Source organism: Cellulomonas sp. A375-1 (assembly GCF_001040865.1).
GTDB classification, from domain to species: Bacteria; Actinomycetota; Actinomycetes; order Actinomycetales; family Cellulomonadaceae; genus Cellulomonas; species Cellulomonas gelida.
In genome coordinates, this window is sequence record NZ_LFKW01000012.1 from 1 (window position 1) to 23758 (window position 23758).

The following is a 23758-nucleotide window of genomic DNA, read 5'->3' on the forward strand; positions in this document are numbered from 1 at the left end:
CCGACGGGCAGCCGTCGCGGCGACCAGCGTGAGCACCGACTCGGCGTCCAGGCCCGCCTGGTGGTGCGCACCGCGCACCGCGAGCGGCACGACGCGCTGCCGGCTCTTGGCCGCCTCGACCGCCTCGCGCGCGAGGACGAACGCCGGCCCGGACGCCGCACGCGCGTTCGGGGGCAGCGGCTCGTCGACCCGCCCGGCGCCGACCCCGACGCTCCACCCCCCGTGCCGCAGCACCCACGACACGACCTCGACGACCAGCCCGGCGTCCTCGAGCACCGCCTGCACCTCGTCCCCCACGGTGCGCTCGAAGCCCCGCACGCAGCCGGACGGCCGCGCGACGGTCGAGTCGGCGACGATCCCCGGCCAGCGCTCCTCGAGGGCGCGCAGAAGGTCGGGCACACGGTCGCCGTCGCGGCGGCTCCCCCGCTGGTCGATCGTCACGGCGAACATGGCACCAGGATAGAACCTTGTCAGACTCCCAACAAGCGCAATGACTTGTGCGGGCCCGGCGACTCAGGTGAGCGCGGCCAGCGCCAGACGGTAGGAGTCGAGCGCGAACCCGGCGATCGTGCCCGTCGCAACCGGTCCGATCACCGAGTGGTGCCGGAACGTCTCTCGCGCGTACGGGTTGGTCAGGTGCACCTCGATCAGCCGCAGGTGCGCGCCGGTGACCTGGGCCGCAGCGTCACGCAGCGCGTAGGAGTAGTGCGTGAACGCCGCGGGGTTGAGCACCACGTCGCAGCGCGACTCGACCGCCTCGTGCAGCCAGCCGATGAGCACGGCCTCGTCGTCGGTCTGCCGGACGTCCGCCTCGAGCCCTCGCTCAGCCGCCCACGCCTGCACGGCCGCTGTCAGGTCGGCCAGCGTCGCGGAGCCGTAGACCTCGGGTTCGCGGGTGCCCAACCGGGACAGGTTCGGGCCGTTGAGCACCAGCACTCGTGTCATGGGCGTCAGCGTAGTCAGGCCCGCCGCACGTCACCGTCACGCTTCCACCGACACGCGCTGCGTGCCCGAGTCCCGGCGCACGCGCACGTGGTCACAACGAGATCGCGGTCGACGACGTCGCACCCTCGGCGATCTCCGCGTACGCCGCGGCCAGCAGGGTCGGGTCCGGGCCCTCGAGCCGCACGGGCTTCCCGATCCCCTCGAGCACCACGAACCGCAGCAGGTCCCCGCGCGTCTTCTTGTCCCGGCGCATCGCAGCCAGCAGTCGCTCCCAGCGGTCGCCGCGGTAGGTCGTCGGCAGGCCGAGCGAGGTGAGCACCGCGCGGTGCCGCGCGACCACGTCGTCGGGCAACCGGCCGGCGAGCCGCGCGAGCTCGGCCACGTAGACCATCCCCACGGACACGGCCGCGCCGTGCCGCCACTGGTACCGCTCGACGTGCTCGATGGCGTGGCCGAACGTGTGGCCGTAGTTGAGGATCTCGCGCAGGCCGGCCTCCTTGAGGTCCTCGCCGACAACCTCGGCCTTGACCACGACCGCCCGCTCGACGAGCTCGAGCAGCACCTCCGATCGCGCAGCGGCCACCGGGTCCTTCAGGAGGTCCACGTGACCCTCCACGAGCTCGAGGATCCGCGGGTCGGCGATGAAGCCCGCCTTGACGATCTCAGCGAGCCCTGCCACGAAGTCGAACGGCTGCATCGACTCGAGCGCCGCGAGGTCGCACAGCACGGCGGCGGGCGGGTGGAACGCGCCGACGAGGTTCTTGCCCTCGGCCGTGTTGATGCCCGTCTTGCCTCCGACGGCCGCATCCACCATCGCGAGCACCGTCGTCGGGACCTGCACCACCTGGATGCCGCGCAACCACGTCGCGGCCACGAACCCGCCCAGGTCGGTCGTGGCACCGCCACCGACCGCGACGATCGCGTCGGACCGCGTGAAGTCCGCCTGGCCGAGCACGCCCCACAGGAACGCGGCGACCTGCGCGGTCTTCGCCTCCTCGGCGTCGGGCACCTCCGCGCCGAACGTCTCGTACCCGTGCGCGCGCAGGTCCTCGATCACCGCGTCCGCGGTGGTCGCCAGCGCCGCCGGGTGCACGACGAGCACGCGCCGCACGGACTCCCCGAGCGTCGCCGGGAGCTCGGCCAGCAGGTTCCGGCCGATCACCACGTCGTACGGGCGCTCGCCCGTCACCGTGACACGTCGCACGTCGCTCACTCGTCCCCCTCGTTCGTCGTCGGCACCCGCGCTGCCGCCGGGTCGTTCGTGGCACGCGCGACCCGCAGCGCGGCCAGCTCCCCCTCGATGGCCTCGGCCACGTCAGCCGGCCGCAGACCGTCCGTCAGCACCCGCATCGTCGCGACCCGTTCGTAGACGGGCCGGCGGGCCTCCATGAGCGCCTGCCACTGCGCGCGCGGGTTGCCCAGCAGCAGCGGCCGCGACTGGTTGAACCCCACGCGCGGAGCGGCGTGCGTGAGCGTCACGTCCAGGAAGACGACGACGCCGCCCCCGTGCTCGTAGTCGGCCAGGACCCGCTGCGTGCGCTCGTCCAGCACGGCGCCGCCGCCGAGCGCGAGCACGCCGTCGTGCTCGGCGACCGCCGCGGCGACGGCCGCGCGCTCGAGCTCGCGGAACGCCGGCTCGCCGTCGTCGAAGAAGATCTCGGGGATCGTCTTGCCGACGGTCGTCTCGACGTCGCTGTCCGTGTCCCGCAGGGCCAGGTGCCACCGCTCGGCGAGCGCCGCACCGACCGTCGACTTGCCCGATCCGGGTGGCCCGACGAGGACGATGCGGGGTCCGGGACCCTCGGTGTTCGGCACGTCCGCGAGGTTAGCCCAGCCCGCCGCGCACCTCGGTGCACGTCCCGGCTGCTGATCCACCACCCGACGCTGTGCCAGACGAGTGAATCGTCCGGCTTCTGCGCACTCGCGCTCACCTGGGGCTCCTGACGTGCCGATGAGCCGACGATCCGTGTGACAAGCGTGCCTGGAGGCATTGTGATCCTGCGCAGAACGGCCGCTGCCCTGGTGGCAGCCGCACTCGTCGCGGTCGGAGGCGCAGCGACGTTCGTCGCGCCCGCCACCGCGGCCACCATCTCCGTCCTGCTGCCGGCGCCGCAGAACCTCGGCACCCGCGTCGTCAACGGCGACACGCAGTTCACGTGGGACGGTGTCGACGGCGCCACGACGTACGTGATCGAGGTCGCCACGGACGACCAGTTCGCGACGTCGAACGTCATCGCCACGCGCACGACGACCGCGCTGAGCTGGATCCCGGAGCGCACGCTCGGCTCGACCGAGGCGCGCGGCCTCTACTGGCGCGTGGCCGCACAGGCCACCACGAGCGTCTCCACGCGCGGCGACTTCTCCGCGCCCGCGTTCGTGGACGTCGACGCCGCCCGCACGCCGACCCTCGTCGCGCCCGCGCAGGACGCGGTGTTCGACTACCCGGACCCCGTGTCGTTCCGCTGGAGCCCGGTCGAGGGAGCGGTCTCGTACACGCTGACGTACTCCTCCAGCCCTGAGTGGGCCTCGGGCGTCACGACCGTCGTCCCCAACCTCACCGGCACGCACCACACGCCGACCGCTCCGCTCGAGCGCACCTCCAGCGGCGCCCCCGTGCAGCTGTACTGGAAGGTGCAGGCGGTCTTCGCCAACCCGCTCTCGGCGACGGCGACGACCAACCCCGTGACCGGTCCCGCGCAGACCGAGGCGGGCCGGTTCACCGTCCGCTGGACCGCGGCGAGCTCGGCTCCGACGCTCCTGTCCCCGATCGGCACGTCGACGATCCAGAGCGACCTCACCTTCCGCTGGACGCCCGTGGCCGGCGCCGCGCGGTACTCGATCGCCATCGGCCAGTCGGTCGACGGCGCGACCGGCGTGGTCACGACCGTGAAGATCACCGGCGACTCCACGAGCACGACGTACGTCCCGCTCACGCAGCTCGTCGACGGCAACTACTTCTGGCAGGTCACGGCGTACGACCCGGCCGGCGCGCCCGGCCAGCCCTCGACCGCGGTCGAGTTCCGCAAGGCGTGGGGCGGCCAGGACGCCGCGACGACGAGCGCGGCGGGCTTCACCAAGACGTACCCCGTCCCGACGTTCGGCTCGACCGACGTCGCGAACCCGACGCCCGTCGCGCTCGACCAGGTCCACCTCACGTGGAACCCCGTCCCCCGCGCGACGCTGTACGAGGTCGAGGCCCTCCCGATCCTGAGCAGCCCCGAGGACAACCGCAAGGCCCTGACCTGCCGCACCGCGTCGACCTCCGTCTCGATCGTCGGGAAGATCGTCGAGGGGACCAACGACGGCCAGGCGCTCGACGGCGACCGCGAGTGCCTGTGGAACTCGGCGAAGTCGCAGCGCATGGACGCCGGGGGCCTCTACGAGTGGCGCGTGCGCGCGATCGACTACTCGGGGAACGCATCGACGACCCTCCAGGCGACGACCCCCGCCGGCTCGCAGGAGTCCCTGTGGTCGGACGTCGACAACGGCGACACGAGCCGCAAGCGGTACTTCACGGTCTCCGCGGCGCGCGAGGGCACGGGGCCCACGACCGTGGTCGACGAGGCGTCGTGGGCCACCCAGTCGACGACGTCGATCGGCAAGCCCGCGCCGCTCATGCGGTGGTCCCCCGTCACCGGGGCGAACGCGTACGAGGTCAAGGTCTTCCACGACTACGACTGCAGCGTCCACGTGACGACCCAGTACACGATGCAGACGCACCTGCAGATCAACGGCGTGTTCGACGACGAGACGTCGGGCGAGTACTGCTGGCAGGTCCGCGGCATCGTGATGAACGACGCCTTCACGGAGTTCACGATCCCGGTCGGCTCGACGTTCACCACGGGGAGCTTCTGGCAGAAGAGCAGCACGCCGATCGACTTCGCGGGCGTCACCCCGGTGACGACCGCCGCCGACGGCTCCGTCGTCTTCTCCTGGCGCCCGCAGTCGCTGTCCGCACCGAACGACGGCGGCAGCCGCGGCTACGCGGTGACGATCCTCAACTCGTCGAACACGTCGCTGGGCATGCTCAAGGTCGAGTACCCGTGGTACGTCGCCAAGACGCTCGACGCCGCGCAGAAGCCGCTCGCGCCCGGGAGCTACTCGTTCAAGGTCGCGGCGCTCGACGCGCTCGGCAACCCCGGCAACTTCACGTCGAGCGTGCCGTTCACCGTGGCCGGGCCTGCTCCCGCGGCGCTCACCACGACCGTCGACGGGACGTCCGCCACCCTGGCCTGGACGGGCACCACCGCGGCCGCCAAGTACGGCGTCAAGGTCCGCGCGGTCGGCTCGTCCTGGCCGAGCGCGATCACGCAGGTCACGCAGACCGCGACCACCGTGCGCGACCTCGACGACGGCACGTACGAGTGGCTGGTCTTCTCGTACGACCACAGCGGCTACCAGTCGCTCGAGGCCACGTCGGGCACCTTCACGATCGCAGCGCCCGTCCCGGCGCGCGTCACGGTCGACGGCGCCGTGCTCACGACGGGGAACCGCGTGCTCGACTGGGAACCGGTCGCGGGTGCCTCGCGCTACCTGGTGCAGTACGCGAACGCCGCCGGCTCGCTCGACAGCGCGACGGCCGCGGAGACCCTGGCCACCTCGTACACCATCCCGACGACGCTCGCGTACGGCACGACCTACTACTGGCAGGTCACCGCCGTGCCGGAGAAGGTCAGCACGTCGACGACCCGAGTCAAGCTCGGCCGGTCGAGCGTCGGGACCTTCAGCGTCGTCAACCCGCCGGCGGGCGTCGCGATCTCGAAGCTCACGATCACCGGCACGTCGGCGACGGTGCAGTGGGTCACGCCCGCGGGCGCCAACCGCGGCTCGTCCGAGGCACCCGCCTACCGCCTCGCGTACCGCGCCTCGAACGGCACCGGCGCCACGACCGAGTGGGAGGTGCTCGACATCGACCCGGGCGTCGAGTCGCGCACCCTCACCGGCCTCGCGGTCGCCACGACCTACGAGTTCCAGCTCCAGGCGTACAACGCCCAGGGCGCGAGCGCGTGGTCGGGCATCAAGTCGGCGGCCACCCCCGGTGCGCCGAAGGCGGGCGTCACCAACCTCGCCGCGACGGCGACCACGAGCACGCTCAAGGTCTCGTGGACGGCACCGAGCTCGACCAACAACGGCGGCTCGCCGATCACGGGCTACGCGGTGCAGTACCGCAAGGGCACCGGCAGCTGGGTCACCGTCACGGCCGCCCGGACGTCGACCTCCGCGTCGGTCACGCTGACCGGCCTGTCGGCCAAGGCGAGCTACACGATCAGCGTCGCGCCGCTCAACGTGATCGGTGCCGGCCCCGCCGCGACGCTCAGCGCCGCGACGCTCGGGCTGCCCACCGCACCCCGCTACGTCAAGGCGGTCCGCGGCGACCGGTCCGCGGCGATCTCCTGGACCGCACCCTCGTCCAACGGGGGCTCGGCCGTCACCGGGTACGTCGTCGAGCGACGCGCCCAGGACCCGAAGACGCTCAAGTGGAGCGCGTGGACCTCGGTGCGCACGACCAGCGCCACGACCCTCACCACGAGCCTGTCCAGCTTGACCAACGGCACGACGTACCAGGTGCGGGTCGCCGCGCGGTCGCAGCTCGGCACGGGCACGTACTCGAGCGGGGTGTCCGTCAAGCCTGCCGGCAAGCCGTACGCGCCGACAGGCGTCAAGGCGGCCGCGACGGCCTCCAGGACGATCAAGGTCACGTGGACCAAGTCGCTCACCAACGGCTCGACGATCTCCGGGTACGCCGTCCAGTACTCGACCAACGGCTCGACGTGGAAGACGCTCAAGACGACGACGGCGAGCGCGACGAGCTACAGCTGGACGTCGGCGACGAAGGGCAAGCGGTACTGGTTCCGCGTCGTGGCGCGCAGCAACATCGGCAGCAGCGCGGCGAGCTCGGCGGTCTCGGTCGTCGCCCGCTGATCGCACCGACGACGAAGGTCCGGCACCCCGAGCGGGGTGACCGGACCTTCGTCGTCGAGGGGTGCTCAGCGGCCCGGGGACCGCGTGCACTGCCGCGGCGCGAGCGAGCCGCGGATCAGCGGAGCAGCTCGGGGATCGCTGCGACGTACGCGGTGAGGTTGCGGCGCACCTCCGCGACGGAGTCGCCCCCGGTCTTCTCGAGCAGTGCGTCCGCGAGCACGAGGGCGACCATCGCCTCGGCGACCACCGCGGCGGGCGGCACGGCGCACACGTCGGAGCGCTGGTGCTGGGCCTTGGCCGGCTCACCCGTGCTCGTGTCGATCGTCGCGAGCGCACGAGGCACCGTCGAGATCGGCTTCATGGCGGCGCGCACGCGGACGATCTCGCCGTTGGTCATGCCACCCTCGAGCCCGCCGGCGCGGTTGGAGCGCCGCTGGACGCGCCCGTCGACGCGGTCGATCTCGTCGTGCGCGGCCGAGCCCCGACGCGTGGCCGTGCGGAAGCCGTCGCCGACCTCGACGCCCTTGATCGCCTGGATGCCCATGAGCGCGCTCGCGAGGCGAGCGTCGAGGCGCCGGTCGGCGTGGACGTACGAACCGAGCCCGGAGGGCACGCCGTAGGCCAGCACCTCGACCACTCCCCCGAGCGTGTCGCCGTCCTTGTGGCACTCGTCGATCTCGGCGACCATCGCGGCCGACGTCGCGGCGTGCAGGCAGCGCACCGGGTCCGCGTCGAGTGCCGCCACGTCGTCCGGGGTCGGCAGGTCGGCGTCGTCCGGCACGGCGACCGGACCGATGCCGACGACGTGCGAGACGAGCCGGATGCCCGCGGCCTGCTCGAGCAGCTTCGCCGCCACGGTGCCGAGTGCGACGCGGGTGGCCGTCTCACGCGCCGAGGCGCGCTCGAGCACGGGCCGCGCGTCGTCGAACGCGTACTTGCGCATGCCGACGAGGTCGGCGTGGCCCGGTCGCGGGCGCGTGAGCGGCGCGTTGCGCGCGCGCTCGAGCACGCTCGGGTCCTCGACCGGGTCGGCGGACATGACCTCGACCCACTTGGGCCACTCGGTGTTGCCGATCTCGATCGCGAGCGGTCCGCCCTGGCTGACGCCGTGGCGCAGCCCGCCCAGGATCCGCACCTCGTCCTGCTCGAACTTCATGCGTGCGCCGCGCCCGTACCCGAGCCGGCGCCGCGCGAGCGCTTCCTGGATGTCCGCCGTCACGACCTCGACGCCGGCCGGAAGCCCCTCGAGGACCCCGACCAGCGCCTGACCGTGCGACTCACCAGCCGTCAACCACCGCAGCATGCCGTGATCCTTTCATGCGGCAACGGGCGCCCACGGTGTCGGTCCACACCGCGGGCGCCCGCTGTCGTCGTGCGAGAAGTGCTGTGACCCGGTCAGTCGCCCTGGACGGGGAGCAGCGGGTTCTTGCCGGGCTTGGACGGGAGCTCGATCGGGCCGGCCGGGGGCTCGCTCGTCTCCGGGGTCAGCTTGTTCGGCAGCACGTAGATGTACCCCGTGATGACGAGCTCCTGGTCGCCGCTCGCCGTCGCCGGCTTCCCTGCGGTGCCCTCGGACTCCTTCTGCGAGGTGCCCGTGAGCGCCGAGACCAGGAAGACCCGGGGCGTCGTGCGGTACACGTCGTCGAGGAAGGCCATGGTGCTGTCGTACGTGCCCAGGACCGTCACGGAGACCGGGATCGCCGTGAGCCCCTCGGGGATCTTCGGGCCCTTCTTCTTCTCCTTGTCCGCAGCGCTCGAGTCGGAGGTCTCCTCGTCCGTCGCGGCGTCCTCGGAGTCCGCGGACTCCGAGGGGGTCGGCGTGGGCTCCTCGACCTCCGCGAGGACGAACTCCTCCGGCGTCCCGGCGGTCGCGGCCGTGATCGTCACCCCGCGGGCGACCGCGATCGCGTCGAGACCGTCCAGGTACGTCTCGAGCTGCGCCTGCGGCGGGATCTGCGTCTCGGCCGCGGCCAGGTCCGCCTTGTAGGTGTCGAGCTTGCCGAAGTCGGACTTGAGCTTGGCGAGCTTGAGGTTGAGGACATCGTTGAACGCGCGCGTGTCCTCGGCCTCCGCCCGGCGCTCCGAGGCCGCCGTCAGGTTCGGCGAGACGGCGAAGAACCACGAGCCGGCGGCCAGCACGGCGGCGGCGAACGCGGTGCCGCCGATCCAGGCGCGCTTCGCGTTGGAAGCCATGTCAGTTCTCCGTCTTCGTGTCGTCGGCCGCCTTGTCCGTGGCCGCGTCGCCCGTGGGGACTGGGCCGAAGCGGTGCGTCAGCGCCAGGTCGGAGACCTGCACCGTGGACGAGAACGCGTAGTAGTCGCCGCTCTCCTCGTCGCCGGTCACCGCCGTCGAGTCCAGCCACGCGTCCTGGAAGCCCGGGACGGAGTTGAGCGCCTTGAGCCATGCGGCCGTGTCGGGAACCGCCACCGAGCGACCCGAGAAGGCGATCTGGCCGAGGCTCGGTGCCTGCAGCGGGGAGGTCGGCTCCGGGGCGCCCTCCATGGGCGTCGCGTACGTCACGGTGAACGAGTCGATGCTCGCACCCTCCGGGAGCACGGCGGCGATCGCCCCGACGTAGCCCGACCAGTTGACGTCGGTCGACATCGCGAGCGGCAGCGCCAGCTTGCTCGCGTCGAGCGCGCCGAGGACCTTGGGCACCTCGGCGTACTTCGGGTCGGCCAGCTGCCCCTGGATCCGCAGCGTGTCCTCGTCGGCGGCATCCAGGTCCGACTGCGCGGTCGAGGCCTCGAACAGCGAGAACACCCAGGCGAGCGCGCAGAACGCGAGCGTGCCGAGCAGGACGAACACCAGCATCCGCTTGGTCCTGCGCAGCCCGCGGGCCGCACGCACCTCGGGCGGGAGCAGGTTGACCTGCGGGAGGGTGGTTCCGACGATCGTCTGCGCCCCACCCTTGGTCTTGAGGCGGGGACGCTCCAGCAGCGCGCTCATGCGGCAACTCCGTAGGCGAGTCCGACCGGGAGAGCCACGCACGACTCACGTCCGGTGATCTGGTCGCGGCGCGCGGTCTTCGCCATGCGCAGACCGGCGAGCGGGTCGGCGAGCGTCACCGGGAGCCGGCTCGCGCTCGACAGATACTGGCCGAGGCCGGGCAGGTGCGAACCGCCGCCCGACAGCACGACGACGTCGATGGCGCCGCCGGGGTTGTTCCCCGCGTAGTAGACGAACGTGTTGCGGACGGACTCGACGAGCCCGCGCACCACGTGCGTGACCGCCTCGGCGGCGTCCTGCCGGTCCGGGGACACCGCGTAGCCGATGCCGATCTCGCGCTTGAGCGCCTCGGCCTCCGGCGCGGAGATGCTCCGCGCGGTCGCGAGCGCGTTCGTCACGTGCTGACCACCGGAGGGCAGCGAGCGCACCAGGCGCGGGACCCCGCGGGCGGCCACGACGACCGTCGTGATGGTCGCACCGATGTCGACGAAGGCCGCGGTCGCGTTGGCGAGGTCTCCGCGGGCCAGCGCGCGCAGCAGCGCGAACGCGTTCAGGTCGACCATCTGCGGCTGCAGACCGGCCGCCTCCGCGGCGAGCACGTTCGCCGTCACGGTGTCGCGCTGGGCGGCGACGAGCATGCCGCGTGCCTGCCGGCCCTGCGGCGAGTCCGTCTCGCCCGTCGGGTAGAAGTCGAGGAGCGCGTCGTCGACCGCCATCGGGAGCATCTCGCCCACCTGGTACGGCAGCGACTCCTTGATCTGCGCGACGGGCATCCACGGCACCTCGAGCTCGCGCACGAGGACACGCTGGTTGCCGACGCCGAGGATGACTTCCTTCGACTCGAACTTGGCCTGCGACCAGAGCTGGCGCAGCGCGGTGGCCACGCTCTCAGGCTGGATGACCTCGCCGTCGCGGACGGCGCCGAGCGGCACCGGCACCTCTCCGTAGCGCACCAGAGTCGGCGGCGTCTTCCCCTTCGGTCCACCGGCGCCGAACTCGAGCTCGGCCGCGCGAACCGCGGACGTGCCGATGTCGAGGCCGATGACACGTGTGTTGGCCACGGGTGTCCCTTCATGCGCAGACGGCGAGCGGATTCCTCTGACCTATCGGGAGCGATCACTCCCGACTTGAGCGGAATCGGTGATCGCTTGCGGCTCGTCCGCGCTGCTCCGGTCGCGCCTCAGACGCAGGTCAGATGCTGCCCAGGTACCAGGTCCACAGGGGCTCCCCCGCGACGATCCCGAAGGCCGCGCCGAGCAGCATCCAGGGCCCGAACGGGATCGCCGACTTGCGCCCGGCCCGCCCACGCGCGAGCAGTGCGACCGCGTAGACGCCGCCCAGCACGAAGGCCGCGAACCAGCCGAGCGCGAGCGCGCCCCAGCCGAACCACCCGAGATAGAGACCGAGCACCCCGGCGAGCTTGACGTCGCCGAAGCCCATGCCCGCGGGGTAGACGAGCACCGTCACGAAGTAGACCGCGTACAGCACCGCGCCGCCGATGAGCGCGCGCACGAGCGCCTGCCAGTCCGCGTCCCCGGTGGGGTTCCAGCTCGCGAGGGCGAGCAGCACCACAGCGACCGGGTACGACGGCAGCACGATCGCGTTGGGCAGGCGGTGCGTGTCGATGTCGATGAGCGCGAGCGCGACGCTGATCGCCACGAGGTACAGCAGCGCCGGCAGCACCCACTCGGGGCCCGTCCACCAGGCCGTCAGCGCGAACAGCACGCCGGTCCCGAGCTCGACGAGCGGGTAGCGCGGCGAGATCGGCTCCCCGCAGTCGCGGCAGCGACCACGCAGCACGAGCCACGAGAGCACCGGGACGTTGTCCCGCCCGCGGATCGCGTGCCCGCACCTCGGGCACGCCGACGGCGGGTGCACCACGGACTCACCCCGCGGGACACGCCAGACGACGACGTTGAGGAACGAGCCGATCGCCAGGCCGACGAGACCCGACAGGAGGACGAGTGCTGCGCTCATGCGCTCAGGGAGTTCCGATCTCGCGCTTGTAGACGACGTCCACGCGATAGCCCGCGTTGCCGACCGGGTCCGTCGAGGGCAGGTCGACGCCCGGGATGCCGATCGGGACGTAGTTGATCGTCACGGGGTTGCGAAGGTTGACGGTGCCACCGTAGAGCTGTCCGTGGATCTGCGTGTCGTTGTTCGTGTCGATCGTGCACGGCGTGTACATGAAGACCGTGATCGGGGCGACCGCGAGGCTGCCCGAGTCGCCCTTGATGTTGCCGATCCCGCCCGCGCACTCCGCGACGCCGTTCGGGTTCTTGTCGGGCACGATGATCCAGAACTTGTGCTGGGCGCCGTCGGCCGAGGTCACGCGGAAGTTGCCGGTCGAGTAGAAGCTGTTCGCGAAGATCACCATGTCGGACCGGAGCTTGATGTTCAGACCGTTCTCGAACTGCGTCGTCGCGCAGTTGCGCGTGTCGAACACCGTGGGCACGGTCGGGCCGACGAGCGGGCCGTTGAGGTCGTAGCTCGCGCCGGCGACCGTGCACTGCGTGCCGCTCGCGTTCATGGAGCTCGCCCAGCTCGGCGCGCCGTTCGCGGCCGCGTTCGCCCGGACCCACGTGCGGTAGGCCGCCTGCCGGTCCCCCGTGTTCGCGAAGCCGACCCAGTCCGACGGGCGGTAGGTGACCTCGGGGAGGCCCTTCTTGATGTACTGCGGGATCTGCGCGGCGCCGACACCGGTGCGGATCGCGCCGCCGACCTGGATCGGGCCCCACTGCGTGAGCGCACCGGTCAGCACGACGTCCTGCCCGATCTTCACGCCCGAGTTCATGCGCGCGTTGGCGGTCGCGAACAGCGACTGGCCGACGCTCTGCAGGCCACCCGTGTGGGCCTGGGAGATCTCGACGTCCTTCTTGCTCCACAGGTTGCCCGTGACCCGGCAGGCCCCCGAGATGCGCACCCCCCCGCTGACGACGATCAGGTTGCCGTTGACGGTGACGCCCGAGTTGCAGTCGACGTCCCCCGAGTCGACCCACACGTCGACGGCGGTGTCGGGCAGCGCGGTCGTCACGGTGAACGAGTTGGTCGTCATGATGCTGTTCGCCGCGAAGATCGCCGCTCCGCGCCCCGTGATCACCGAGGGCGTCAGCGCGACCTTCGACTGCATGGTGCGCGTCGAGCCGTCGCCCTCCTTCGCCGTCGCCGTCACGACGGCCGTGGCGGCCGTCCCGCCGGTGACCGCGCCGGACGCGCAGGTGAGCGCCTTGCCGTCCTTGTCGAAGTACGCGATCGTCGCGTTGCCCGTGACGCGCGACGGAGTGGTGCCCGCGCTGGCGCTCCCCGTGGCCGGCCAGCGGCACGGCGTCGCGGTCTCGAGGTCGGCGTAGACGTGGTCGACGATGCCCTCGGCCGCGTGCACCTCGGTGCTGCGCGCGCGGTCCTTGCCCGAGCTGCGCGTCGCGACGATGACCGAGCCGACCACCGTGAGCGCGAGCATCACGCCGACGATCGCGACCGCGACGGCGGCGACGAGCACACTGCCCCGGTCGTCGCGGAAGCCCGCGAGCCGGCGGCGGATGACTGCACGCATGCTGCTCCTCCTCGTCCTCACGCCGGCGGGACCGGCGAGCAGGTGTCGGCCGGGTAGCCGAAGATCGTGTTGCGCCCCGTGAGCGTCGACGTGACAGTCGCGGCCTTCGAGTCCTCGCGCTGGTCGGGGTCCTTGACGCGCAGCGTCACGCGGATGGTCTGCGCGTTGGACGACGACTCGGCGTTGGTCTGCTCGACGAAGAACGGCGGCCAGGTGCTCGGGTCGGTCTCGACGACCGTCGCCGACGTCGGCCGCACGACGTCGCGAGCGACCGTGCGCCACGACTCGACGCCACCGGTGGACTGCCACGACGGCTTCCACGACCGGTACTCCAGGCGCCCGAACTCCGAGGTCGCGCCGAACACGACGCGCCACTGCACGCACTGGTAGACGCCGTCGGTCTGGGTGTACACGCGCAGCGAGTAGTGGGTGTCGGCGCCCGACATCGCGAACGTCTCGGCGGCCGGGTCGGAGATCACGTTCCCCGAGCGCACCTGCCGGTCGATCTGCATGAGCCCGATCCGGACCTGCTCGGTCGCCTCGGTGCGAGCCAGGTTGTCCTTCGTCTGGCGCGCCATCGTGAGCATGATCCCGAACACGATCGTCATGAGACCCATGAAGATCCCCATGACCACGAGGAGCTCGACGAGCGTGTAGCCCGACTCGTCACGCCGCTGCAGCGCGCGCACGCGCGCGATCGACTCACGCACCGGGAGCCGCCTTGAAGCCGGCCGCCGCGCGGGCACCGCCGAGGCTCGTCGTGACGACGAACGCGAAGGTGCCGGACGGGCCCGTGACGCGGTAGTGCACGGCGAGGGTGATCGCGCCGGTCTCCGACGAGATCGAGCATCCCTCGCCCGTGCAGCCCGCGGGATCCGCCGCGGACGCGAGCGACGAGACCGGGGTGACGGAGACCTGACCGCTCGCGGTCACGGTGTAGGCGCCGCTGGCCCAGGTGACCGCGCCCGTGTTCGCGGTGATGTTCGTCGCCCCCGAGAGCGTCACGGTCGTGTACGCCGAGCCGTTCCAGTACCGCACCGATCCCGAGCGCGTCGTGACGGCGGCCGAGGTCCGCTGCGCGAGGCCGCGGTCCACCCGCGTCGCGTCCGTGTAGGACGTGACCTGCAGCAGACCGCTGCTCGCCTTGCCCCCGGACCACGGCCCGGAGCCGGAGGTGACGGTGCCCAGGCTGCGCGATGCACCGGCCGCCGTGCAGCCGGGGCCCGACAACGTGGTGCAGCCGATGGCGGAGGCGCCCACGGCCGTGCTCAGGCGCGCCCCGAACGTGGTCATGCTCGAGCTGCCGATCCGGCTGAGCTCGAACGTGGTCCCGGTGATCGTCAGCGCCGTGACGGACGGCGAGGACGACGTCAGGACCGAGGCGGCACAGGGCGCCGCCGCGGGGATCCCGGTCGCGCACGACGTCACCGTCGAGGAGCTGACCTTCCCCTGGTCCCCGGAGCCGGGCGTGAGGGCGAGCCGCAGCGGGCCGGTGTCGACCGCGAGCGTGCCCGCGACACCCACGGACGTCACCGGCGCGGGGTCGAGCGGAGCGGCGCCAGCCGACCCGACGTCGTTGGAGGCCTGGATCGCGGCCTTGTCGCCGCCCGTCGTCGCGCTCGGGTCGGTCGCGCCCGCGGCGGTCAGCGCGCCGCTCGCGTGCAGCGCGCTGGACTCCGCGTTCGTCGACTGCTGCGCCGTGACGCCGACGCCGGCCTGACCGACGCGCAACGAGGCGACGGTCGTGTCGGTGCCCGGCAGGATCGGCGTGGTCGAGTCGACCGCGGGGTCGCCGACGACTCCGCCGAACGCGGCCGTGATGGTCGTCTGCGGTCCGGTGCCACCCGCGCTGGACGAGAACAACGCCTGGCACGCGCCCAGGTACGGCTGGTTGTTGGCGTCACCGCAGCCGCCCTGCGGCGCGTAGGCGCTCGAGCGCATGACCACGTGACGCTGCTTGGCCTGCTGGTTCGCCTTCCAGGTCGTGATGACGGTCAGCGTGAGCACGTCGGGATCCGCTGCGGCCCGGGTGACGTAGGAGCGCGACGTGAAGCGGATCCCCGGTGCCTCCGGGTTGCTCGTGCGCGTGACGTTCGAGCCGCTGGCGCCGGACAACGGTGCGCGGTTGGTGGCCTGAGCGGTGCTCGTGATGAGCACCTCGTCGATGCTGGGCTCCATCGGCGGGCGCAGGTGCGTGCCGGACACGTTCGGGTCGACGCCGTCGGCGCTCGCGAAGCCCGCGTGCAGGCCCTTGTTGAGCGTGTTCCACGGCAGTGCGCGCAGCTGCTCCATGACCTGGTTGGTCACCGCGGTCCCGAGGGTGCGCTGCCGCGTCTGCGCGGTCGTCACCAGTGCGGAGGTCTGCACCGCGGCCAGGCCGAGCAGCACCCCGCCGATGATGATCATCGCGACGAGGAGCTCCATGAGCGTGAACCCGGAGTCGTCCTCGCTCGTCGGCGGTCGAACCTCGGCCACGGACGACCTCCCACTCATGACACCGCTCCCACGGACAGTCGTCCAGGAGTCCTGACCGACGTATCGGCGCAACTCGGCGCCACCATGAGCCCCGCCGGCCGCGTGCACACGCACGTCTTGGCTGACGAGACGGGCGAAAGCGACGCGGCAGGAGGAACGCGGCATCAGGTCCGGGTCGCGGCGGGCGTGTTCACCTCTCCGGAGTAACGCAGCGTGTACTTCGCGTTGGCCCACTTCGGGAAGTAGGGCGGCGTCGTGAACTGCAGGCGCGTGTCGTACTGGTAGAGCTTCGTGTAGCCGTTCTGGGTCCCGCTCACCGTCTGGCCGACGACGCCGCGCCAGCGCTGCGCGATCGAGCCCTTGACGAACAGCGTGCCCTTGTCCCCGCCGACGTTGTACTTCTGCACGTAGAACGAGTGCAGCAGGGTCTGGATCGACCCGGCGATCTGGATGCCCTTCGTCGGGACGTACGCGGGTGCGCCCGGCTCCTTGTAGCGCTGGGGCCAGCCCGAGACCTCACCGACGCTCTCGAGCGCGCTCTTCCACTCGAACTGCGTCGAGCTGTACGTCTTGCACGTGCCGTTGGAGTAGAAGACCGCGCACTTCGCCTGGGCCTTCATGGTGCCGAGCCGCGGGTGGAAGACCTCGACGGAGTCGGTCGCGACCAGGCCGAGCAGGTCCGTGCCGGTGACCGTCCCGCCGTTGAGCACCAGGTCACCGGTCGCGATGATCGACTGGGCCGAGGCGAGCGTCACGCGGCCGTTCAGCACGCCCTCCGCGTAGAGGTTGCCCCGGCCGCACTGCTTCGTCAGCTCGAGCATGTTCTCGTCGGCCGTGTACGTCGAGCTCGCCGACGTCGGGTTGGCGCCCGTGAACGAGCCGACCGGGAGGGTCGATCCCGTCGGTCCGCCGAGCTCGCCGGCGAAGCACTGCCGGTTCGCAGCGCCGGAGTGGTCCGCGTAGATGACCATGTCGGTCGGCACGGGCACCGTCGCGCCGGACGCGCTGTTGAGCTGCGCGAGCGTCCCGCAGGTCGGTGCGGTGCCGCCGGGGGCGGCCGTCGGCGTCGGCGCCTTGCCGCCGTTCACCGCCGTCTTGTTCCAGACCCGCATGGTGCCGTTGGCGGCGAACACGACGCGCGTCGAGCCGTAGTAGTGGCAGCCGGGCGTGGACGCGAAGGCCGCGGAGTTGTCCGGCAGGTAGAGCGGGTCGTGGTACTTCGGCCTGACCCCGTTGAAGTCGGCGACGCTCCCCGAGCGCAGGCACTTGGACTCCCACGTGGACGACGACGCCGTGGCCGTCGCGCACTTGGGGTCGGCGGTCCAGACCTGCTTGACGAAGCGCGGCTTCAGACCGGAGTAGGCGGTGCCGAGGATCGTGTCGTTGGTGAACACCTCGCCGTCCAGCGAGTCACCGCCGATGAACGTGATCTCGGTGCAGCCCTTGCCCGAACGGCTCGGGACCGAGTGCCAGTACGACGCGCTCGACGAGCCGTCCTTGCCGCACGCGACGACCGAGGTGCCGCCCGCGCCGTACGCCTGGACGTTCGCGGGGTCGGCCGACTCGAAGTCCGTGTAGTAGACGTAGTCGGTCGAGCCACCCTTGCCGACGGTCGTGTCGATCGTGCGGTACGTGTCGCGGACCCGGCCCGTGACGACGAGCCGGTAGGTGCCCTGCGCCCGCTGCGAGGAGTCGACCGTGTAGTGGAAGTGCGGCGCGCGCGGGTTCGTCTGCCCGGGCTCGACCGGCAACCAGCCCACCGCCGTCGACGGGCCCCAGCCGCACGCGTTGCTGCTCGCCGGCATCGGGCCGCGCCACGCCGCGTTCGTGCAGTCCGGGGTGTAGCCGTACGCGTCCATCCGGTTGATCCGGCTGATGAAGTCGTCCACGCCCGACTGCGCCGCCGCCATCGCGGAGGAGTAGTCCTGGTCGTACCGCGCGAACTTCTGGCTGCTCATCGTGTACGTCAGCCCGGTCATCGCGAGCATGCCGAGGATGAGCATCGTCCCGACGACGACCACGAGGATCGACCCGCGCTCCCCGTCGGGTGCCGTGCGGGGTGCGAGCACCCGCGTCCGCACACGCTGCCGCACGCGGACTGCTCGGGCCGGGCTCATTCGTCCTCCCCTGGACGCAGCACGGCCTGCGAGTTCGGGAGCAGGACGCGCTGGATGTAGGTCGTGGGTCCCGTGGAGTTCCGGTCGTCGGACCGGACCCGCAGGGTGAACTCGATCGACAGGACCTGGTCGATCTGCAGGGCCGTCAAGGCACCGCCCGACCCGGGGGTCATCGCGTCGCCGTCGTTGTTGAAGTAGACGAGCGGAGCGACCGGCCCGTCCGTCTGCACGCCCTCGGCCAGGACCTTCGTCGTCATGCGCGCCTTGCACGTCCCGGAGGCGCCCGCCGCGAGGGCGTCGCAGTAGCTGTAGCCGTTGCTCCCAGGGGTCGACGAGTCCGGGCGCTGCACGCGCTCGACGAGCCGCGCCTCGCCCGCGCCCGTCGGCTCGAGCGTGTAGGTCACCTGACGCGGCCCCACGGCGTTCCCCGCGTTGTCGAGGTTCGCGTAGAACTTCATGGACGTCGACGACGCGCTCACGAAGGCGTCGAGCTCGGAGCACGTCGACGTCACGCAGTTGATGAGCTGGCTCGGCTTGACGGCCGTGCGCACCACCTTCGTGAGCCGTTCAGCGGCCGTGCGCGCCGCGTCGACCTGGTCCTGGCGGGCGATGCTCTGCGCGTTCACACGGTGGTACCCGATCGCGAGCGTCGTGAGGGCGGCCATGAGGATCGAGAAGATGGTCATGCCGATCAGCAGCTCGGCCAGGCTCGTGCCGCGCTCGTCGCGGCGCAGGCGGTCCAGACGTGGTCTCATCACGGCACCACCACGTCGATGGTCGGGATGCCGGGTCCGCCCGGGGCGACCGTGGCGTAGCCGCCTGCGGGAGGCAGGGTGCCCAGGTAGGCGCCGTACTGCGTCGGCCACAGCCCCGTGAGGTCGACGACCGCGGCGTCGGCGACGAGGAGCCGGGCGCCCGAGGCTCCTGCGTACTCCGCCGCGACGAGCGTGTACGGCTGGCCCGCGACCTCCGAGTCGGCCACGAGGTCGCCGGCCGCGTCGACGAACCGGATCCGCAGGGCCATGGCCTTGTCGTACGCGAAGGTCGTGTTGTTGTTGAGCTTGCCGCGTTCCACCAGTCCTACGGACTTCACCGGCTCGGCCGTGCCGGAGACGTCGACGTAGCCGGAGTCCGACAGCCTGGCGGAGTACAGGGTGCCCGAGCTCGCAGGGTTCACCTGCACCACCGCGCAGCCGGACGCGTCGGTGACGCCCGAGCGCGTCTCCGTGGCCGAGTACACGATCACCGACCGGCCCGAGCTGGGTGCCCCCTTGGCGGTCGAGACCTTGACGGCCACGTAACCGTGCGTGCCGACGACCTTGTCGTCCTTGCGCGGCGCGAGCGCCGCGACCGACGTCACCGGCGCCACCTGACCCATGCCGTCCCAGGTGACCTCGACGGCCACCCGCAGCGTCGGGTAGTTGACGACCGAGCCGCCGTCACACGCGGAGACCCCGTGCCCGGTGAGGTTCCAGGCACTCGTGCGGCGCACGGTGTACGACGTTCCGTCGACGACGAGCGGCTGACCCGCGACCTGACCGGTGAGCGGGTGCGGGTTGTCGACCGTGCCCTCGTCCGCGACCTCGGCCGGTGCGTCGGCGTCCCGGCTGAACTCCTCGCGCACGATGTCGAGCTCGCGCGCCGCGAGGTTGGCCGCAGCGACCCTGCTGCGGTTCGAGACGCTCATCGCCTGGGTCTGCAGGACTATCCCGACCACGACCATCGACAGGATGCCCAGGACGAGCATCGCGACGGTCAGCTCGACCATCGAGAAGCCGTCGTCCCCGCGCTCGTCGCGCTTCGTCGCACGTTCAGGCATCTGACTTCCAACGCCTTTCCTTGAAGCGGCCGCACTCGCGGCCGTCCCCATCCAACTGCGGTGGGAATCGCATGGGAATCGGCCGGAAGGGTGATATCACGGGGTCTAGAGTACGAATCCGATAACCGGACATCAATCGGGCATCGAACCTCCGAGAAAGGGCGGGAGTCGAAACTCCCGCCCTTTCTCGTCAGAGCGTCAGATCAGCAGGTGCCCTCTTCGAGGCCGCCCTTTGCCGAGTACTTGTAGCCGTCGACGGCCTTGTCGCCCTTGTCGTTCGTCACCGCGACGCACCAGTCGTCCGAGACCCCGAGGTCCGTGGAACCGTCGATCACGACGTTGTTCGAAGCCTTGCCCAGGTCGCCGCTGCCCGACGCGACGCCGGCGCCCGACAGGACGTAGCGCTCCGAGGTGATCGCCACGGTGAGCGTCGAGTCGTCGTCGTTGTCGACGTAGTAGGTGGCGACCTCCTTGCCGATGGTCGACACGTCAGCCTTGGCAGCCGAGTCCTCGGCCTTCTTGCGCTGGTTGAGGAACACCGGGATCGCGATGGCCGCGAGGATGCCGATGATGATCATGACGACGAGGAGCTCGATCAGGGTGAAGCCCTGGTCCTTCTCCTGCATGGACTTGCGGATGCGAGCGATCATTGCTGAGCTCCTGAAGTCGAGTGCGAATGCTGTGGATGTCCAACTCAGTCCGGCCGCAGGGCCGGTTCAGAACTACTCCCGCAAGATCGTCCGCTCTCGCCCTCGACTTAAGCGTGGGTTCCAGTTCGGCGCAGATTCACCCGAACGGCGCACCGTGCTCCTTTGCCGGGCAACGACGGACAAAACGCAACGCCGCCGGGAGGGTCCGGCGGCGTTGCGTCAGGGGTCGACAGGGCCCGGTACTCGGGCCTGCGGCCGCGGCTTACTCGATGAGGTTGAAGATCCCGAAGATCGGCATGTACATCGCGATGACCATGCTGCCGATGATCGCGCCGATGACGACGATCATGATCGGCTCGATGAGGCTCGTGAGCTGGTCGGTGGTCGCCTCGACCTCGTCGTCGTAGAAGTCGGCGACCTTCCCGAGCATCGTGTCGAGCGCGCCGGTGTCCTCACCGACCGCCATCATCTGCACGACCATGGGCGGGAAGACCGCGTGATGCGCCAGCGGGCCGGCGAGGGACTCACCGCGGCGCACGGACTCCTGCACGTCCTTCGCGGCGTGCTCGACGACCATGTTGCCGCTCGTCTCGCCGACCACCTCGAGCGCCTGCAGCAGCGGGACACCCGAGCTGATCATGGTGCCGAAGTTGCGAGTGAACCGCGCGACCGCGATCTTGCGGAACAGGTTGCCGAACACCGGCAGGCGCAGCTTGAGCGGGTCGAACTTCTCGCGCACCGCGCGGTCGTTCTTGTGCTTGCCCCACCAGCCGCTGAAGACCGCGAGGGCGATCACCAGCGGGATGATGGTGATCTTCATGAGCTCCGAGAGCTGGACCAGGATCTTGGTCGGCAGCGGCAGGTCGCCGCCGAGCGTCGTGAACATGCCCGCGAAGACCGGGACGATGAACAGCAGCATGCCGATCGTCGCGAGGATCGCGACCACGAACACCACGACCGGGTAGGTCATCGCCGACTTGATCTTGTTCTTGAGCTTGACCTCGGCCTCGAAGTTGTCGGCGATCGACACCATCGCCTTGTCGAGGAAGCCGCCGACCTCCCCCGCCTTGACCATGTTGATCATGAGCGGCGGGAAGATGTGGTCGTGCTTCGCGAACGCGATCGACAGCGCGGTGCCGACCTCGACGTCGTTGCGGACCTGGCCGATGATCCGGGCGAGCGGCTTGCTCTCGGTCTGCTCGGCCAGGATCGACAGCGCGCGGAGCAGCGACAGACCCGAGTCGATCATCGTCGCCATCTGGCGCGACATGACCGCGAGGTCCTTGAGCCCGACGCGTTCCCCACCGATGTTGATCTCGCGGTTGAGGCCCCCGGAGCTGACCTCGGAGATCGAGACCGCGGCCAGGCCCATGTCCCGCAGTCGGTTCGCGACCGCCGCCTGGTTCGGCGCCTCGACGCGGCCCTTGACCAGCTTGCCGCTCTTGTCGCGGACCGCGTACTCGAATGTCTTCGCCTCGTTCGACATCACATCACCTGTCCGTGCGTGGCGCCGAGCATCGGCTCACCGGTCATCACCGGGTCGGCCAGGTTGGCGCTGCCCTGCGTGGCACCGGAGAACCGGCCGGTCAGCCGGTTGAAGTCCTCGGCGTGGTGGCACTTCTCGAGGCCGACCTCGTAGGTGATCTTGCCCTGCTTCACGAGCTCGGCCAGGTGCTGGTCCATCGTGTGCATGCCCTGCTTCGCGCCGGCCTGCATGGACGAGTAGATCTGGTGCGTCTTGCCCTCACGGATGAGGTTGCGGATCGCGGGCGTGGCCACGAGCACCTCGGTCGCGACCGCGCGGCCGGGCGAGTCCGCCCGCTTGCAGAGCGTCTGACAGACGACGCCCTGCAGCGCGCCCGCGAGCTGCGTGCGGACCTGGTCCTGCTGGTGCGCGGGGAACACGTCGATGACACGGTCGATGGTCTGCGCGGCGTCCTGCGTGTGCAGCGTCGCGAAGACCAGGTGGCCCGTCTCGGCTGCGGTGAGCGCCACCGAGATCGTCTCGAGGTCGCGCATCTCGCCGACGAGGATGATGTCCGGGTCCTGCCGGAGCACGTGCTTGAGCGCGTTGGCGAACGACAGGGTGTCCGCGCCGACCTCGCGCTGGTTGACCAGCGACTTCTTGTGCCGGTGCAGGAACTCGATCGGGTCCTCGACCGTCATGATGTGGTCCTCGCGCGTGCGGTTCGCGAGGTCGACGATCGAGGCGAGCGTCGTCGACTTGCCCGAGCCCGTGGGGCCTGTGACCAGGACGAGGCCACGCGGCAGGCCCGCGAAGTTCGCGACGACCGCGGGGACGCCGAGCTCCTCGAGCGGCTTGATCTCGTACGGGATCACGCGGAACGCGGCACCGATCGACTCACGCTGCTGGTAGAGGTTCACTCGGAAGCGCGCGAGCCCGCGCACCGCGTGCGAGAAGTCCAGCTCGAGGTTCGTCTCGAACGTCTCGCGCTGCTTCTGCGTGAGGATCGAGTACAGCGTGCGCCGCAGCGGCTCCGGCATCATCGCCGGGAAGCCCTCGAGCGGCTTGAGCGCCCCCGAGATGCGGACCATCGGCGGCGCGCCGGTGGTGAAGTGGACGTCCGACGCGTTGAGCTCGACCATCTGGGTCAGCACGTCGTCGATCGAGATGTCCCCCTCCTGCGCCTCCTGCGCCATGCCGACCCGCGCTGCGGCACGGTCACGACGCTGAGCGGTCGGCTGGCCGCCTGCGGGCGCCTGCCCCGGGCGCGGCCCCTGCGGCGCGGCCGGTGCCTGCTGCGCCGGTGCGGGCGTGAAGGTGCCGACCGGTGCGGCGGCCGCGGGTGCCGGTGGCTGCGACTGGGACGGCACCGGGCTGAACGTGGCACCGCCGGGGGTGAAGGTGGCGGGCGCCGCCGGACCGTTCGGGTGGAACGTCGCGGCCGGTGCGGGCGTCGTTCCACCGGGCGTGAAGACGGCCGCGGGGCCGGGCGTGCCGCCCCCGGGCGCGTACGCGGCGCCGGCCGGCGTGAAGGTCGGGTGCGCGACGCTCCCCGTCGCCGGCGACGCCGGGGTGCGGAACTGCTCGCGCGCCGCTGCGACCGACAGCGTCGCTCCCGCCGCGGCGGGCTGCGGCTGAGCGACGGGCTGCTGGGCAGTCGGCGGCAACGGCGCACCGACCGACTGGGAGGGGATCGGCGAGAACGTCGGCTGACCGCCCGCCGCGGGGGCTCCGGCCTGCGGCCCTGCCGGGCGGTACGGCGGCAGGGGGCGCGTCGGCTCGCCCTGCGGCTGGTAGTACTCGCTCACGTCATTTCCTCCCGGGTGTCGCGCAGCCCGCGACGTCAGGTCGGCCTCCTGGCC

The 23758-nt window shown here is 71.1% G+C and carries 19 protein-coding genes; 1 reads left to right on the plus strand and 18 read right to left on the minus strand.

The window, feature by feature from the left end; translation table 11 throughout:
* From CWIS_RS01255 to CWIS_RS01270, 4 genes are all read right to left on the minus strand, one after another.
* A partial coding sequence (locus tag CWIS_RS01255) for a hypothetical protein (protein ID WP_048341416.1) occupies nt 1–450 on the minus strand: 450 nt, incomplete at its 3' end.
* Between the two features lie 63 nt (nt 451–513).
* On the minus strand, nt 514–945 hold the full coding sequence (locus CWIS_RS01260) for a type II 3-dehydroquinate dehydratase (protein ID WP_048341417.1): 432 nt from the start codon (nt 943–945) through the stop codon (nt 514–516).
* Nucleotides 946–1036: 91 nt separating this feature from the next.
* Nucleotides 1037–2158, minus strand: coding sequence for a 3-dehydroquinate synthase (gene aroB, locus CWIS_RS01265; RefSeq protein ID WP_048341418.1), 1122 nt, complete (start codon nt 2156–2158; stop codon nt 1037–1039).
* On the minus strand, nt 2155–2760 hold the full coding sequence (locus CWIS_RS01270) for a shikimate kinase (protein ID WP_048341419.1): 606 nt from the start codon (nt 2758–2760) through the stop codon (nt 2155–2157). The genes aroB and CWIS_RS01270 overlap by 4 nt, the downstream gene beginning before the upstream one ends.
* Before the next feature lie 207 nt (nt 2761–2967).
* On the opposite strand from CWIS_RS01270, the gene CWIS_RS01275 reads away from it, so the two are divergent.
* Nucleotides 2968–6867, plus strand: a complete 3900-nt coding sequence (locus CWIS_RS01275; protein ID WP_048341420.1) for a fibronectin type III domain-containing protein — start codon at nt 2968–2970, stop codon at nt 6865–6867.
* Nucleotides 6868–6982: 115 nt separating this feature from the next.
* Here the strand turns inward: CWIS_RS01275 and aroC are convergent, their stop codons facing one another.
* The 14 genes from aroC to CWIS_RS19750 form a co-directional block, all read right to left on the minus strand.
* Nucleotides 6983–8170 carry a chorismate synthase gene (gene aroC / locus CWIS_RS01280; RefSeq protein WP_048341421.1) on the minus strand — a complete coding sequence of 396 codons (1188 nt, stop codon included), beginning with the start codon at nt 8168–8170 and terminating at the stop codon, nt 6983–6985.
* Nucleotides 8171–8262: 92 nt separating this feature from the next.
* Nucleotides 8263–9060, minus strand: coding sequence for a hypothetical protein (locus CWIS_RS01285; protein ID WP_048341422.1), 798 nt, complete (start codon nt 9058–9060; stop codon nt 8263–8265).
* A gap of 1 nt (nt 9061) precedes the next feature.
* Nucleotides 9062–9817 (minus strand): PilN domain-containing protein, encoded by a 756-nt coding sequence (locus CWIS_RS01290; protein WP_048341423.1) that lies wholly within the window; start codon nt 9815–9817, stop codon nt 9062–9064.
* On the minus strand, nt 9814–10878 hold the full coding sequence (pilM, locus tag CWIS_RS01295) for a type IV pilus assembly protein PilM (RefSeq protein ID WP_048341424.1): 1065 nt from the start codon (nt 10876–10878) through the stop codon (nt 9814–9816). The genes CWIS_RS01290 and pilM overlap by 4 nt, the downstream gene beginning before the upstream one ends.
* A 130-nt stretch (nt 10879–11008) precedes the next feature.
* Nucleotides 11009–11794 carry an A24 family peptidase gene (locus tag CWIS_RS01300; protein ID WP_048341425.1) on the minus strand — a complete coding sequence of 262 codons (786 nt, stop codon included), beginning with the start codon at nt 11792–11794 and terminating at the stop codon, nt 11009–11011.
* A gap of 4 nt (nt 11795–11798) precedes the next feature.
* Nucleotides 11799–13370, minus strand: a complete 1572-nt coding sequence (locus CWIS_RS01305) for a hypothetical protein (RefSeq protein WP_048341426.1) — start codon at nt 13368–13370, stop codon at nt 11799–11801.
* Nucleotides 13371–13387: 17 nt separating this feature from the next.
* Complete coding sequence (locus tag CWIS_RS01310) at nt 13388–14080, minus strand: PilW family protein (RefSeq protein ID WP_170210849.1); 693 nt, start codon at nt 14078–14080, stop codon at nt 13388–13390.
* Nucleotides 14073–15845: a prepilin-type N-terminal cleavage/methylation domain-containing protein gene (locus tag CWIS_RS01315; protein WP_048341428.1), complete on the minus strand. Its 1773-nt coding sequence runs from the start codon at nt 15843–15845 to the stop codon at nt 14073–14075. The genes CWIS_RS01310 and CWIS_RS01315 overlap by 8 nt, the downstream gene beginning before the upstream one ends.
* 164 nt (nt 15846–16009) lie before the next feature.
* Nucleotides 16010–17938, minus strand: a complete 1929-nt coding sequence (locus tag CWIS_RS01320; protein ID WP_229747526.1) for a hypothetical protein — start codon at nt 17936–17938, stop codon at nt 16010–16012.
* A 20-nt stretch (nt 17939–17958) separates the two neighbouring features.
* Nucleotides 17959–18717, minus strand: coding sequence for a PilW family protein (locus tag CWIS_RS01325; RefSeq protein WP_048341430.1), 759 nt, complete (start codon nt 18715–18717; stop codon nt 17959–17961).
* The gene (locus CWIS_RS01330; protein ID WP_048341431.1) at nt 18717–19781 is read right to left on the minus strand and encodes a prepilin-type N-terminal cleavage/methylation domain-containing protein; all 1065 of its coding nucleotides are present in this window, start codon (nt 19779–19781) and stop codon (nt 18717–18719) included. The genes CWIS_RS01325 and CWIS_RS01330 overlap by 1 nt, the downstream gene beginning before the upstream one ends.
* A 203-nt stretch (nt 19782–19984) precedes the next feature.
* Nucleotides 19985–20431 (minus strand): type II secretion system protein, encoded by a 447-nt coding sequence (locus tag CWIS_RS01335; protein ID WP_048341432.1) that lies wholly within the window; start codon nt 20429–20431, stop codon nt 19985–19987.
* A 262-nt stretch (nt 20432–20693) separates the two neighbouring features.
* A complete protein-coding gene (locus CWIS_RS01340) occupies nt 20694–21917 on the minus strand; it encodes a type II secretion system F family protein (protein ID WP_048341433.1) in 1224 nt (407 codons plus the stop codon).
* Nucleotides 21917–23704 carry a type IV pilus twitching motility protein PilT gene (locus CWIS_RS19750; RefSeq protein ID WP_082156128.1) on the minus strand — a complete coding sequence of 596 codons (1788 nt, stop codon included), beginning with the start codon at nt 23702–23704 and terminating at the stop codon, nt 21917–21919. Before CWIS_RS19750 ends, CWIS_RS01340 begins: the two co-directional genes overlap by 1 nt.
* Nucleotides 23705–23758: the final 54 nt, after the last annotated feature.

Bases quoted from the DNA above. Each gene is read 5' to 3' on its own strand.
- CWIS_RS01260 (WP_048341417.1), bottom strand. From the start codon at position 945: ATGACACGAGTGCTGGTGCTCAACGGCCCGAACCTGTCCCGGTTGGGC.
- aroC (WP_048341421.1), bottom strand. From the start codon at position 8,170: ATGCTGCGGTGGTTGACGGCTGGTGAGTCGCACGGTCAGGCGCTGGTC.
- CWIS_RS01285 (WP_048341422.1), bottom strand. From the start codon at position 9,060: ATGGCTTCCAACGCGAAGCGCGCCTGGATCGGCGGCACCGCGTTCGCC.
- CWIS_RS01290 (WP_048341423.1), bottom strand. From the start codon at position 9,817: ATGAGCGCGCTGCTGGAGCGTCCCCGCCTCAAGACCAAGGGTGGGGCG.
- CWIS_RS01300 (WP_048341425.1), bottom strand. From the start codon at position 11,794: ATGAGCGCAGCACTCGTCCTCCTGTCGGGTCTCGTCGGCCTGGCGATC.
- CWIS_RS01305 (WP_048341426.1), bottom strand. From the start codon at position 13,370: ATGCGTGCAGTCATCCGCCGCCGGCTCGCGGGCTTCCGCGACGACCGG.
- CWIS_RS01325 (WP_048341430.1), bottom strand. From the start codon at position 18,717: ATGAGACCACGTCTGGACCGCCTGCGCCGCGACGAGCGCGGCACGAGC.
- CWIS_RS01330 (WP_048341431.1), bottom strand. From the start codon at position 19,781: ATGCCTGAACGTGCGACGAAGCGCGACGAGCGCGGGGACGACGGCTTC.
- CWIS_RS01335 (WP_048341432.1), bottom strand. From the start codon at position 20,431: ATGATCGCTCGCATCCGCAAGTCCATGCAGGAGAAGGACCAGGGCTTC.
- CWIS_RS01340 (WP_048341433.1), bottom strand. From the start codon at position 21,917: ATGTCGAACGAGGCGAAGACATTCGAGTACGCGGTCCGCGACAAGAGC.